This is a genomic window from Otoolea muris (assembly GCF_943193115.1).
In the GTDB taxonomy this organism is placed as follows: domain Bacteria; phylum Bacillota; class Clostridia; order Lachnospirales; family Lachnospiraceae; genus Otoolea; species Otoolea muris.
On the sequence record NZ_CALPCY010000018.1, the window covers coordinates 18,623 to 32,966 of the forward strand.

Consider the following 14,344-nt stretch of genomic DNA (forward strand, 5'->3'; position numbering starts at 1 on the left):
TTCCACAAAAATTCCTTTATGGAAATTTATGCTTGCAAACGGGACAATATTCGCGCCTCAATAATTTTCCAGGAAATGATGCCTGGCGCCGTCTTTCACATATCCGATACAGGCGTCCAGATTGACATTTTCTACGCTCTTAAAAATATTTGTCTCTATATGGGAATTGATGCTCCGGAACCGGTTTATCAGCTCCTTCATCTCCTGTCTTTTGGAGAGATGCTCTCCCGCCAGCCCGGCCGCCTCGGCCGCTTCTGTGAAACGGCAGGCGCACTGCAGAAAGGTAAGGCTGTGATACTCCTTCCATGCCAGGATATCCGCCTCTTTTACCAGATACAGGGGGCGGATCAGCTCCATACCCTCGAAATTCGTGCTGCGCAGCTTGGGCATCATGGTATTCACCTGAGCGCCGTAGAGCATGCTCATGAGAATCGTCTCGATCACATCGTCAAAATGATGGCCGAGCGCAATTTTATTGCAGCCCAGCCTGCGGGCGTTCGCATACAGGTACCCGCGCCGCATTCTCGCACAGAGGTAGCAGGGGGACTGATCCACATCCGCCACAGCGTTAAAGATATCGGATTCAAAGATCGTGACCGGAATCCCCAAAAGCGCCGCGTTTTCCTCGATCTGCCTCCTGTTTGCCGGATTGTAGCCCGGATCCATCACCAGGAAATGCAGTCCGAACTCCATTTTACCGTGACGCAGGATTTCCTGCATGCATTTAGCCAGCAGCATGGAATCCTTTCCCCCGGAAATGCAGACCGCAATATGGTCGCCTTCCTGAATCAGGTCATATTCATTCAGCGCTTTGACAAAAGGACGCCAGATCTCCTTGCGGAATGTCTTTATAATGCTTCGTTCAATCTCCCGGCAGCGCCCGTCTGCCCTGGCAGAGGCTTCCTGCCGCCCCCCGTGCTCCGCTGTCCGTTCCGGCTGTTCTGCCATTCGCTCCTTCTGTTTAGCCGCCCGTTCCGGCTGCCCTGCCATCCGCTCTTTCTGTTCTGTCATTCATTTCCGCCTTTCGCGCCCTTTAGTTCTGAAAGCTCCTTTTTAAGCGCCTCTACCTGTTCTTTCAGCTCCGCCACCTGTTCCTGGAGCTTTCTGCTGTCCTCGCCGATTATCACCTTTGGTTTTGCAAGCGGAACCCCGTCTTTTTTCACTGGACGGGCCGGAATACCGACGGCTGTAATATTTTCCTCCAGAGGGCGCAGAAGAACCGCGTTGGCCGCGATCGAGCAGTTGTCTCCCACCTCAAAGGAACCCAGAATTTTGGCCCCGGCTCCCACGGTTACGTTATTTCCCAAGGTCGGGTGGCGCTTTCCCTTCTGCGTTCCCACGCCTCCCAGTGTTACGCCCTGATAGATCGTACAGTTATCCCCCACCACAGCCGTCTCTCCAATCACCACGCCGCTGCCGTGATCGATGAGGATCCCATGCCCCAGCTCCGCTCCCGGGTGTATCTCTATCAGCGTAAAAAAACGCGCGATCTGCGAAAGCAGCCTCGCTGTAAAAAACATGTGGCGCACATAAAACCAATGCGCTATCCGGTGCCAGATCAGGGCGTGGATCCCCTGATACAAGAGCAAAACCTCAAATGCGCTCCGCGCTGCGGGATCCCTCTCCTGCACAGCCTTCACATCCAGCCAAATATCTTTAAAAATCATTCTCTCTGCCTCTACTTTCCATGTCAGCCCTCACTCCGATGTATGTCTCTAAGGGTGAAGTATATCTTATTTTATTCTATGCTGTCAAGATTTTGCGGTGTAACCGTTCAGACATTGCGTATCAACAGGGGAACATTTCAGACAGATCCGCGCAATCTCCGCACGGCCATACGAACACGCAGCAGCCGCGCGGAGAAACAAGCTTAAGGGACGCTCCCCAAAATGCGAAACGTCCCTCAACTATCTTATCCACTTCACATTTACCGGCTCAGATACCTGCGCACTCTCCCTTACTTCCGCCAAACACCCGCCTGCACAGCTCCACATACTCCTGATACTCCGGCATACCGTCAAGCTCTCTCAGAAGCTCAATCATGGACGTATAATACCAGGCGTGCAGCTCCTTCTGCCTGACATTAAACCGCTCCCAAAGCCCTTCTCCGACCAATATATAATCTCTGGCCATGCTGCGGATGTTGCTGAGCTTATCAGCCAGCGTCAGAAGCTTTGTATCGCGATCCGCGTCCTTTAAATGCGCAAGGGTACATCCCTTTCGTTCCAGCCAGCTTTTTGACTTGTCCTCGCTCTCCTCAGCAACAAGCCTCGCCACCCTGACGCCGAATTGCTCCTGCAGCTCCCTGTACGTAACGCCGGCGTCCTCCACCGTGTCATGGAGCAGCGCTGCCGCTATCAGCTCCTCATCATCTGTCATCATCGCCGTGATCAGGGCCGTCTCCAGAGGATGTGTAATGTATGGGATCGAAGTTCCCTTGCGGAACATCCCCTTATGCGCCTGTTCTGCAAATTTAGCTGCTCTTGTTATCATCCGGTATTCCTTTCCATCGTCATTTAACGATATGGACATCTACCTGGCTGAATGGAATCTCAATTCCAGCCTCATCAAATGAAAGCTTGATCGTTTCCAGCAGATCCCATTTGGCCTTCCAGTAATCGCCTGGCGCCGTCCAGCCGCGCACGCCCAGCGTCACCGCGCTGTCTCCCAGGCTGTCCACAAATACCGTAATATCCTCTTCCTTACATATCAGAGGATGTTCCCTGAAGCTGCGCTCTAAAATTTCCTTCGCCGCCTTTATATCAGCCTGATACCCGATCCCCACCAGCAAATCCAGCCGCCGCTTCTCCATAGCCGTCACATCCGTAACCGTGGAATTGGCCAGCGAACCATTGGGAATCGTAATCCTTTTATTGTCTGCCGTCAGGAGCGTCGTATAGACCAGCCCAATCATGGATACCGTCCCCTCTCCCTCCGGGCAGATGATATACTCTCCCACCTTAAAAGGCTTTACCAGCAGCAGAAGCACTCCGCCTGCAAAGTTCTGCAGGGTTCCCTGCAGGGACAGGCTGAGGGCCAGGCTGGCCGTGCCTAAAATGGTGACCAGCGAGGCTGTGTTCAGCCCGAGCTGCCCTGCTATCATGAAAACCAGAATCCCGTATAGACATACCTCTATCAGAGATTTTAAAAACTTTGAAGCCCCCGCCTCCACGCCGGCCCGCTCAAAAGAGCGGCCCGCAAAACGCCTGATAAAGCCAATCGCCTTTTTTCCTATCAAAAAGACGGCCAGGGCTATCAAAAGCTTCCAGCAAAGGTTCAAAAACCACGGCCCCGCCTTCTCAAGCATCGCTGTAAACGCCCCCATGTCCACCGTTTCAGAGGGGAGCTCTGCCAGTAACAACAATCTGTCCGAAATACTCATCCTGTCTGTCCTGTCCTATATCCTCTCATGCCTTCTGACCGCGTGATTTTGACCCTTTTTTACTCTTCTTTGCCGGGGCGCGCTTCGCCGCTGCGCCGCTGCCCTTTGCAGATGCTTTTTCGGCCGGGACGTCGTCCTCTTTAACAGATGGCGCCTCAGATATTGTACCTTTTTCTTTCACAGGCGTCTCGCCGGACGGCATATCCGTTTTCTCTGCCGCTTCCTCCTGCGCCGCTACAGCCGCGCCGTTCTCCTTCACAGATGCCTTCCCTGCTGCTGCGCTTTTTCCTCTGGCAGATTTTTCCGCGGCTGACGCGCTCTTTGCATTTGCGCTTTTCTTTGGCTCCTTCTCCGGCGTGCAGCTAAATACCAGAATTCCCAGCGGCGGGATCTGTACCGTGATGGAATTCTCCTTCCCGTTGCACTCCTCCTCTTTTGAGCTCTTCTGGCGCGGATTGCCTGTTCCGCTTCCGCCGAAGCGTTCTGCATCGCTGTTAAAGATCTCTTTATATTTTCCTGCAAACGGCACGCCCAGCATATATTTTTCATGGAGCACCGGGGCAAAGTTGCAGACAAACAGAAGCGTCTCCTCCGGTTTCTCCGTCTTGCGGACAAAGACTACGATATTATTCATATAGTCCATGCAGTTCATCCACTCAAACCCGTCGGGATGATAATCCTTTTCGTACAGGGCCGGGTGCTGCCTGTAGAGAGCGTTTAATTCCTTTACATACTCCTTCATCTGGCTGTGGATCGGATACTGCAGAAGCTCCCATTCAATGCTGGCATTCTCATTCCATTCATCCATCTGGCCAAAATCCTGGCCCATGAATAGCAGCTTCTTGCCCGGATGGCCCATCATAAAGCCATAGGCCGCGCGGAGATTGGCAAATTTATCCTCCGGCCGCCCGCCCGGCATCTTATTTACCATAGAGCCCTTTCCATGCACCACCTCGTCATGCGAGAAGACCAGTATAAAGTTCTCGCTGTAGGAGTAGATCATGCTGAAGGTCAGTTCATTATAGTGATGGCATCGGAAAAACGGATCATACCGCATATAACCCAGGAAATCATTCATCCAGCCCATGTTCCACTTATAATCAAAGCCCAGGCCCTCATCCTTTACGTTGCCTGTGATCTTCGGCCAGGCCGTGGATTCCTCTGCGATCAGTATCGCGCCGTCCCCGCGGCCCTTAAACACGGAATTTAAGTGCTTGAGGAACTCCACCGCCTCTAAATTCTCATGCCCGCCGTACATATTCGCCACCCATTCTCCCGGATTCTTTCCGTAATCCAGATACAGCATGGAAGCGACCGCGTCAAAGCGGATGCCGTCCGCATGGTAGCGATCCGCCCAGAACATCGCATTCGCGATGAGGAAATTCGATACGCCCGGACGGCCGTAATTGTAGATGAGCGTCCCCCAGTGAGGATGCGATCCCTGTCTCGGATCCTGGTGCTCGTACACGCATGTCCCGTCAAACTGCGCCATGCCCCACGAATCGCGCGGGAAATGCGCCGGAACCCAGTCCAGAATCACGCCAATCCCCTGTCCATGCATATAATCCATGAAATACATAAAATCATCCGGCGTACCGAACCGGCTCGTCGGCGCATAATACCCTGTCACCTGATAGCCCCAGGAGGCGTCAAGCGGGTGCTCCATCACCGGAAGCAGCTCAATATGGGTATAGCCCATCTCCTTCACATATTCCGCCAGACTCACGGCGAGCTCCCGGTAATTATAAAACTCGGATCCAGGCTCCTCCGCGCCTGTCTCGTCCACCTCAATCGGCTTCCTCTTCCAGGAGCCCAGATGCACCTCATAGATCGACATCGGCTCTGTCCGGGTATCCTTTTTCGCCCGCGCCGCCATCCACTCCTGATCCTGCCACTGATACCGGTTCAGATCCCATACCACGGAAGCTGTATTTGGCCGAAGCTCCGCATAGCTGGCATATGGATCCGCCTTCAGCGCCGGATCTCCGTTCCTGAATTTGATCTCGTATTTGTAAATCTCGCCTTCCTTTACGCCCGGAATGAAAATCTCAAACACTCCGGAATCTCCCAGACGCCTCATCTGATGACGCCTGCCGTCCCAAAGGTTAAAATCTCCCACCACGCTGACGCGCATCGCACATGGCGCCCAAACGGCGAAATAGACGCCGCTCACCCCTTTTATCTGCATGGGATGAGCCCCCATCTTCTCATAAATACTGTAATGGATCCCCGCTGCAAATTTCTTCAGATCAGAATCTGTCAGTTGGGGGGCATATGCGTATGGATCATGAATTTCACTCAAGGTTCCGTTGTCATAAAATACTAAAAGCGTATAATCTGTCAGCGTCTTGCGCGGAATCAACGCTGCAAAAAAGCCTGCTTCATCCGCCATTTCCATCTGGTACTGCTTACCTGTGGATGACAGCTTTACCGTGATATCCCTGGCTGTGGGTATGAATGCCTGAACCAGCATCCCTTCCTTTGTCATATGGGATCCCAGCATCGCATGGGGATCCGAAGCCTCCGAATACACGATTTCCTCAATCCCTGCCCAGTCCATCAGATCGTATAATGTTTTTTCCATAAATACGCCCCCTTCTTATCATACAATTCTTAATTACATTTTAACATTCCGCGGCAAATAATACAATCATTTTCCGGGTTGCTTTGGGGAGATTTCGAGGGGGCGATAATTGGGGGATCGTGGAAAGGCCGCCCCGGGCTACGTGACTGGCCGGCTGTAAGTGGGCGGCGGGCATATAAACGGTTTGCGTTCTACGGCCCTTTTCTGTTCTCATACCAGGCAAGCAGGAGATCTGTAACCCTGCCGTAGCTTTTCACTCCTTCGGGCTGGCTGTTGGCTTTCAGATAGTGGTCATTCATAGCCTCTGCCGCTTCTGAGACTCTGGACTCAAAGCGGTTCCAGAACTGTGAATTTTCTTTTAAATCTTCTCGTACCTCCGGCCGCAGTGCTCTGTAGCATTCGGAATAGAATTCGATGTCTTCGGCTGCCAGCGCGTTGCCTGCATAGATCCAGGCGCTCAGGTAGCCGCTGTAGCAAAATTCCGGATCGTCCGAGGCGGCGCATGCCAGAAATCCGATAAAGTTGGCCTCTTCTTCCCTCATAAATCCGCGCAGATGGGAAAGCTCATGGCAAATGGTGTGGGGGATATTATATGCGGTCATCTCGTTATTGTAATTGGCCTCAATGGTAAAGGGCGAGTATATCCCGCTTAACTGCTGGACAGATAAAATACGGGACACAATGAGCGGTTTTGGCTTTGGATAGGGCCCTTTTAATGCGGGATACCGTTCTCCCAGCCCTTCCATGGCGTCTGCGCCGGCTTCCTGCATCTGCCTGGACGTCTTTGTCCCGGTCTCTGTCCAGGAGGCATTTACCTGCCCTGTAAGCCATTTGCACAGCTCTTTAAGCTGCTCCCTTGTATAAACGTCCGTCTTATACTCCAGATAAGCTGAAAACGGCTTCCTGTAATAATTAACGCCGCATCCTATTGTATACAGAAAAAATAAAAACGCCGCGGCCAGATATGTATTCTTTATGTATGTTTTAAAATACCACTTTCTTTTCCGGCCCAATATGGCATACAACAGAATATAGATTGCCCATACCGTATATCCGGCCATTAAGACATATAAAAGGACTTCTGATACGGAAAACGGCAGCCATCCAGCCATCCTTCCCAGCGTCCCTGTCAAAATCGGGTACACAGACACTGCATACCACTGGCCAAATCCCGGAATATTCCTTGCCGCAAGCTGAAGCGCCAGAGCCGCGCCCCAAAAGCCGGTTCCAACTGCAGCTCCCATGTCCCATTTTTTAATTCTTTCGCCCTGCTCCATTTCGTTTCTCCTGATTATACAAATCATCCGCCCACCCAATCCGCAAATAAAAACTTCTGCAACAGTAACAATATTCTTTATGAAATTTCTTTGAAAAGCTTGATAAATCGAAAAAACTCATATACACTATTATATTGCAAAGTAAACCCATTCGTCAAACAGGAGAAATTTATGGAATATAAAGACCAGAAAAACCCAAAAACGGAAGATCCTCCCATAGAGGATCTCGACAAAATGCTTGAACAGCTCAAGTCCGGCGCTATCGGCATTAATCAGGATCTCCCCGGAGACACTCCGGACGAAGCAGAAGCAGAATCCGAAACCGGCACGCCAAAAGAAACCGCCCTCTCTCCCGTTCCCGGCAGTGAGGACAGCCAGGAGGACAAAGAACCCTTTAACCTGAAAAAAGAGCTGATTAGCTGGGTTCAGGTATTTGTCACCGCCGCGCTGATCGCCCTGTTTATCAATCATTTTATTATCGCTAACAGCCAGGTGCCCACCGGCTCCATGGAAACGACGATCATGCCCGGCGACCGTGTGATAGGTTCGCGCTTAAGCTACCGCTTCGGCGATCCGGAGCGCGGCGATATTGCAATTTTCATCTATCCGGACGATGAAGCGCTGGGAATTAAAACCTATTATGTGAAGCGCATTATCGGTATGCCCGGCGATACGGTTGATATTGTGGACGGCCAGGTATACTTAAACGGCTCTGACGTTCCCATTTCCGAGCCGTATCTGCGCGAGCCCATGGAGCCCGAACCGCCCCAGCATTTTGAGGTTCCGGAGGACTGCTATTTTATGATGGGCGATAACCGGAACCACTCCAATGATTCCAGAAGATGGAGAAATCATTTTGTTAAACGCGAAAAACTGGTTGCAAAGGTTCTGATCCAGTATTTTCCAAAAATACGCGTACTTCACTGACACACATACTTCACTGAACGGGAAGACCGGAATGTACTTGCGGAGAAATTCCAAGAGTATATTGAACAAAAAGGGAGGAACTATGAAGAAAGTGGTAAAATTCGGCGGCAGCTCTCTTGCCAGCGCGAAGCAGTTTAAAAAGGCCGGGGAGATCATCCGGGCCGATAAAGCAAGGCGCTATGTTGTGCCGTCCGCTCCGGGCAAGCGCAGCAAAACGGACGAAAAGGTGACGGATATGCTCTACGCCTGCTATGACGCAGCTTCCACAGGGGCAGGCTACGGCAAGCTTCTCTCCAAAATCAAGGAGCGCTTTGAGCAAATCATCGACGGGCTTGATTTAAATTTAAACCTGGATTTTGAATTCAAGACCATTGAGGAAAATTTTATCGCCAAAGCGGGGCGCGATTATGCCGCTTCCCGCGGGGAATATTTAAACAGCCTTATTATGTCCCATTACCTGGGTTTTGAATTTGTGGATGCCGCTGAGGTGATCTTTTTTGACGAAAACGGCGCGTTTCTGGCTGACAAGACCAACCGGGAGCTGGCGCAGCGCCTGGAACACTTAGAGCGCGCTGTTATCCCCGGTTTTTACGGATCGAAGCCGGACGGCTCCATCAAAACCTTTTCACGCGGCGGATCCGATGTCACCGGCTCGATTGTATCCAGGGCCATTCACGCGGATCTGTATGAAAACTGGACCGATGTATCCGGTTTCCTGGTAACAGATCCGCACCTGGTGGAAAATCCTGTTCCGATCGAGACGATCACCTACCGGGAGCTTCGGGAGCTGGCATACATGGGGGCCAGCGTACTCCATGAGGACGCCATTTTCCCGGTCCGCAAGGAGGGAATCCCAATCAATATCCGCAATACCAATAAGCCCGACGATCCCGGCACCCTGATCGTGGAAAGCACCTGCCGCAAGCCCAAATACGTAATCACCGGCATTGCAGGGAAAAAAGGGTTCTGCTCTATTAATATCGAAAAGGCGATGATGAACAGTGAAATCGGGTTCGGCAGAAAGGTGCTTGATGTGTTTGAGCGCTATGGCATTTCCTTTGAGCACATGCCCTCCGGTATTGATACCATGACCATCTTTGTTCATCAGTCGGAATTTGAAGAATACGAACAGTCCGTAATCGCCGGGATCCACCGCGCCGTACAGCCTGATTTTCTGGATCTCGAGTCGGATCTGGCCCTCATCGCGGTTGTGGGGCGCGGCATGAAATCGGCGCGCGGCACCGCGGGACGGATCTTCTCTGCTCTCGCGCATGCGAGGATCAATGTGAAAATGATTGATCAGGGATCCAGCGAGCTGAATATTATTATCGGTGTAAAAAATGATGATTTTGAGCCTGCGATTAAGGCGATATACGATATTTTTATTCTGTCGGAAATATAGAAAGGTATGGCTTAAGGCCGCCTTAGCTGCTGCAGAAATAGAAGGGGTTCAGGCTGTCTGAACCGCTAAAAAGGAGCGCCCGGGGCCACCTGCGTAAACTTCGCGGGGGCCTGTGCGCTCCTTTTCCAGATAATGTACTCCAGGAAAATCAGCCGCAATGGCAGGCGCGGAGAGACTCCGGGAGTACATGATATACCAGTAGAACTTTAAAGAACCTTATAATTTAGAAACCTTCTTCAATCCCATTCCTCCGCCTCAGAAGCGCGTTTCTTCGGAAACACAAGCCTCACCTTAAACAGATCCGCCTCGATAGACACGTCCATCGCCCCGCCCATGAGTTCTGTAAAGCTCCTGGCGATCGCCAGCCCCAGCCCGGAGCCTTCCGTATTCCGGGACGTGTCGCCGCGCACAAAGCGTTCCGTGATATCCTCCCCGCTCAGCGTGATTTCCACAGCGGAAATATTTTTAAAGGAAATCATCGCCGTCTCCTTCTCCTCCCGGATTTCCACATAGGCCCGCGTCCCCGGCATTGCATATTTCACGATATTTACCAGGAGATTTTCAAATACGCGGTATGCTTTTTCACTGTCCAGGAGCAGAAGAACTCTCTCATCCGGCAGATGGAAGCGGAAATCGATCTCCGAACCGCATATCTTGTCATCCAGCTCAAGCCTCACCTGCTTCATAAGGCTGACCACATCCGCCTCTACGAGGTTCAAAGTCACATTATTGCTGTTTGCCCGGCTGATCTCAAACAGGTCCTCTATCAGGCTTTTCAGCCGCATGGATTTCTGATCCAAGATACGGATATACTCTTTTTTTTCCTCCTCCGTCGTATCGTCTTTTTTTAGAAGGTTGACATATGTGATAATGGCCGTGAGCGGCGTCTTTAAATCATGGGAAACGTTTGTGATCAGCTCAGTTTTCATGCTGCGGCTGCGCACTTCCTCGTCCACCGCCTTTTTAAATCCGTTCCTGATTTTCGTGATTTCTCCGCGCAGGGGCTCAAAAATGCCCAGCCCGCCTTCGATTTCCACATCAAGATCGCCCTGCGCCATCTTTCCCGCGGCATCCAGGATTATCTGATATTTGCCCTGCAAATTGCTGTAAATCCGGCGGAGCAGGAAAAACAGGACGACAGAGTATACGAGCAGCCCAAAGATGCCGAAAAACCAGAAGCAGCTAATCACAGACAGCAACAGGAAATTTACTCCCACAATCTTTAAAAGCCGTTTTGTGGAATCCTCACGGAAATCAATCGTCTCGATCAGCTCGCATGTATTCCTCACCGTCCGGCCGCCCCACAAAAGAAACAGGCCCGTCAGGGTGCGCTCCTTAAACCAACGCTTAATCCCCAGCGTAAAGATAGACTGTGCGCTCACAACGAGCCAGCAGATAAACAGAAGGCAGACAAACCACACCGTCACATTCAGCGCGGCCACAAATGCCCCTGCCGGCCCGTACCCCATGTACAGCTCTTCCATCAGCTCTGTGCGAAGCTCTCCTGTCACAGTATGCCATACCAGAGACTGAATATCTCCAAAGAATTCGTTCAGCAGCGCCGCGGCACAAAATCCAACTGCCACCAGAAGTTCAAACGGCATGGAAAACAGCCTGCTCCGCGTCAGCCCAAACGAGCGGTTAAGCCCCGCCAAAAAGGCAAGGAGCGCTGTCATGGTAAACGCGGCAGACGCGATCCAGAACACTAATGCATCTACTCTCCAGGTATCAGAAAAGACGTAATACTGATCTCCGATTTCCGCGCCGTAGCCGCTCCATTCTCCCGTCCCGCCTGCTCTTATGGCGATATTCTCGGCCCCCTCGAACGCCTGCTGCCGCAGCCACGGATAAAGGGCCATAATACAGGCTGTCCCGGCCGTGGCAATCAACAGCAGGATAAGCATGCCTAATATATGGTTATTTTTCGATTTTATATCCAACTCCCCACACCACCTTTAAATATTTCGGGCGCTTCGGATCCAGTTCGATCTTTTCACGGATATTCCGCACATGGACCATCACCGTGTCCGTATTGACTGCCCGTTCGTTCCAGACGCGTTCATATATCTCATCTGCCGAGAATACTCTCCCGGCGTTGCGCATCAGCAGCGACAAGATCTTAAACTCGATCGGCGTCGTCTTCACCGCGCTCCCGTCCACCAGCACCTCCACGGTGTCCTCATTCAGCTCCAGGCCCCGGATACGGTATACGTGCCCCTCCCTCTCCGGCCCGGCCTTTGTCCTCTGCTCCAGAAGATCCAGAAAACGGCGGTACCTGCGGAGCTGGGAATTGACGCGGGCCAGCAGCTCCATAGGCGTAAACGGCTTTGTAATGTAGTCGTCCGCCCCCATATTCAGGCCCATGATCTTATCCACCTCTTCTGACTTTGCAGACAGGAAAATGACAGGAAAATCATAGCTCTCCCGCAACTTTACCACCATGGTTACACCGTCCATGCGCGGCATCATGATATCCACAATCGCCAGATGGATCTCCTCCCGCTCCAGTATGGCCAGCCCTTCCAGCCCGTCCGCGGCCTGAAAAACCTTATAGCCCTGTCCGCGCAGAAAAATTTCAATGCCCTGCCGGATCTCCCTGTCGTCCTCTGCCAGAAGGATGTTGTTCTCCTCCCTGTTCCTGCTCAGCGCCCGTATCTCCATGTCCTACATCTCCACCATCGCCCCCGGCCGCTTCCCAAATCCCGGCTGTCCCCAAAACAGGGCCGCCCTGTCCGGAACACGGCGTGGCTTTCTTTCTTTTTTTCTGTCCATTATACTATAGTTTTTGATTTCCTCCATGAGAAGTAAGAGAAAATTAAGGAATAAGCTGAAACCAGCCGCAACTCCTGATAGTGTAATGATAATCTGTGCAAATGCCTGCGGCGACATACGCGAACCTCCTTTTTTGTTGATGGGATTAGTATAGCGGGGAAATCCAAAGAGAGGGGGGAGGAAAAATGAAAGATTTTCTAAAGAATGCCTGCCTGTACCGGCAGGTACAAGGCAGGCTTATTATTTTCGGTATGTTTTTTAAGGAAGAAAATCCTGGTTATCACATGATTCAAGATTTGCATTCTATTTCCGGTTCGCCTTCTCCATATGAACGCTCTTGCCTTTTATCTTCACATCCTTCATGGCCTGAAGCACCACATCCGCATGCTCTCTGGGAACCTCGACGAAGGTATATTTATCGTACATATCGATACTGCCGACCATTCTGCCCGGCATACCGGATTCGCCGGCGATAGCGCCCAGGATGTCTCCGGGCTTTACGCCCTGGTTCTTGCCGATATTAACAAACAGCCGGGCCATGCGATCGCCCCCGCGGCGTTCGTAGCGCTCATACCGGTCTGAGCGCCCGTAACGGCCGCCCCGTCCCCGGCCGCCATGGCCGTAGTCGTCCAAATCATCCAGGGAGCGCAGCGGCTGTCCCTCGTCCATGATCTCCTCGTTGTCGTCTCCCATCACCATTTTAAGAAGCGCAGCCGCCAGATCAAGCGTCGTATACTCTTCCTCCAGCACCCTGTTCTCGACGATGCGGATCACCTTATCCAAATCACTGTCGCGGATATATTCTTCCACGCTGTCCAGCGCTTTCTCCGCCTTTATGGCTGTGATATCGTTCAATGACGGGATCGGCTGCGGGAGGATGCGCGTCTTGCAGTAGCGCTGGATTTCGCGCAGCTTGTAGACCTCGCGGCCCACCACCAGGCTGAATGCCTTTCCCTCGCGGCCCGCGCGGCCGGTGCGCCCGATCCGGTGGACATAGTATTCGTCGTCCTGTGGGATATCGTAGTTAAATACAGCCTCTACGTCGTCCACATCGATTCCTCTGGCCGCCACGTCGGTCGCCACCAGGATATCAGTTCTCCCGTTGCGGAAGCTGTTCATCACGCGATCCCTCTGCACCTGCTTCAAATCTCCGTGCAGCCCTTCCGCATAATATCCCCTGCCCTGCAGCTTCTCGACCAGCTCATCCACCTGCTTTTTTGTGTTGCAGAATACAACGGAGAGCTTCGGATCATACAGATCCAGAAGGCGGCACATCACCTCCACCTTATTCTTGGGCTTGACCTCATAATAATACTGCGTCACCTCCGGGACGGTGAGTTCCTTTTTCACGACCTTTACGAGCTGCGGCTCCTTCTGGAATTTTTTTGCGATCTCCGCAATCGCCTGCGGCATGGTGGCGGAAAACATCACGGTCTGCCGTTCTTCAGGAAGCTCGCTCAGGATCGTCTCCATGTCCTCTAAAAAGCCCATATTCAGCATCTCATCCGCTTCGTCCAGAACCACGGTATGGATCTGCCCCAGCTTCACCGTCTTCCTGCGCATGTGATCCATCACGCGCCCGGGTGTTCCGATAATCACCTGCACGCCGTCTTTCAGGGAGCGGATCTGTCTTCCTATCTCCTGCCCCCCGTAAATAGGCAGAACCTTGATTCCATGCATATATTTTGCCAGGCGGTGGATTTCATCCGAAACCTGGATAGCCAGCTCTCTTGTTGGGCACAGGATAATCGCCTGCGGCTTTTTAAGCTTCGGATCCACCTTCTGCAAAAGCGGAATCCCGAACGCCGCCGTCTTTCCCGTCCCGGTCTGGGCCTGGCCGATAATATCCAGTCCCTCAAGCTCCAGCGGAATGGACCTCGCCTGAATCGGCGAAGCGGCCTCAAACCCCATATCGGTTACAGCACGCATGATCTTTGCGTCTAAATTCAAATCTTCAAATCTGATTGCATCCATCTTGTCCCTTTCTATTCTCACCTTAC

Annotated in this window: 12 protein-coding genes; 2 read left to right on the forward strand and 10 right to left on the reverse strand. The window is 52.1% G+C overall.

From position 1 onward, the window contains the following. Positions 1-57 precede the first annotated feature (57 nt). The 6 genes from NFS31_RS12365 to NFS31_RS12390 form a co-directional block, all read right to left on the reverse strand. Complete coding sequence (locus NFS31_RS12365) at positions 58-1,011, reverse strand: tRNA 2-thiocytidine biosynthesis TtcA family protein (protein WP_251495474.1); 954 nt, start codon at positions 1,009-1,011, stop codon at positions 58-60. Then, positions 1,008-1,667, reverse strand: coding sequence for a serine O-acetyltransferase (cysE, locus tag NFS31_RS12370; protein WP_251495477.1), 660 nt, complete (start codon positions 1,665-1,667; stop codon positions 1,008-1,010). Before cysE ends, NFS31_RS12365 begins: the two co-directional genes overlap by 4 nt. Before the next feature lie 268 nt (positions 1,668-1,935). Continuing rightward, complete coding sequence (locus NFS31_RS12375) at positions 1,936-2,493, reverse strand: HD domain-containing protein (RefSeq protein WP_251495480.1); 558 nt, start codon at positions 2,491-2,493, stop codon at positions 1,936-1,938. A 19-nt stretch (positions 2,494-2,512) separates the two neighbouring features. Further along, positions 2,513-3,382: a mechanosensitive ion channel family protein gene (locus NFS31_RS12380; RefSeq protein ID WP_251495482.1), complete on the reverse strand. Its 870-nt coding sequence runs from the start codon at positions 3,380-3,382 to the stop codon at positions 2,513-2,515. Between the two features lie 25 nt (positions 3,383-3,407). Next, positions 3,408-5,966, reverse strand: coding sequence for a 1,4-alpha-glucan branching protein GlgB (glgB, locus tag NFS31_RS12385; protein ID WP_251495484.1), 2,559 nt, complete (start codon positions 5,964-5,966; stop codon positions 3,408-3,410). Positions 5,967-6,157: 191 nt separating this feature from the next. Further along, the gene (locus NFS31_RS12390) at positions 6,158-7,243 is read right to left on the reverse strand and encodes a DUF3810 domain-containing protein (RefSeq protein WP_251495486.1); all 1,086 of its coding nucleotides are present in this window, start codon (positions 7,241-7,243) and stop codon (positions 6,158-6,160) included. 234 nt (positions 7,244-7,477) lie between these two features. Between NFS31_RS12390 and lepB the strand changes: the two genes are divergently transcribed. Further along, positions 7,478-8,170, forward strand: coding sequence for a signal peptidase I (lepB, locus tag NFS31_RS12395; RefSeq protein WP_416389460.1), 693 nt, complete (start codon positions 7,478-7,480; stop codon positions 8,168-8,170). Between the two features lie 82 nt (positions 8,171-8,252). Further along, positions 8,253-9,572: an aspartate kinase gene (locus NFS31_RS12400; RefSeq protein ID WP_251495488.1), complete on the forward strand. Its 1,320-nt coding sequence runs from the start codon at positions 8,253-8,255 to the stop codon at positions 9,570-9,572. Between the two features lie 236 nt (positions 9,573-9,808). On the opposite strand, the gene NFS31_RS12405 is transcribed toward NFS31_RS12400, so the two are convergent. The 4 genes from NFS31_RS12405 to NFS31_RS12420 form a co-directional block, all read right to left on the reverse strand. Then, positions 9,809-11,512, reverse strand: a complete 1,704-nt coding sequence (locus tag NFS31_RS12405; protein WP_251495490.1) for a sensor histidine kinase — start codon at positions 11,510-11,512, stop codon at positions 9,809-9,811. After that, entirely contained in the window at positions 11,490-12,233 is a 744-nt protein-coding gene (locus NFS31_RS12410) for a response regulator transcription factor (protein ID WP_251495492.1), read from the reverse strand. The genes NFS31_RS12405 and NFS31_RS12410 overlap by 23 nt, the downstream gene beginning before the upstream one ends. A gap of 3 nt (positions 12,234-12,236) precedes the next feature. Then, a complete protein-coding gene (locus NFS31_RS12415; RefSeq protein WP_251495496.1) occupies positions 12,237-12,461 on the reverse strand; it encodes a hypothetical protein in 225 nt (74 codons plus the stop codon). Positions 12,462-12,647: 186 nt separating this feature from the next. Next, on the reverse strand, positions 12,648-14,318 hold the full coding sequence (locus tag NFS31_RS12420) for a DEAD/DEAH box helicase (protein ID WP_251495499.1): 1,671 nt from the start codon (positions 14,316-14,318) through the stop codon (positions 12,648-12,650). Between the last annotated feature and the right edge of the window lie 26 nt (positions 14,319-14,344).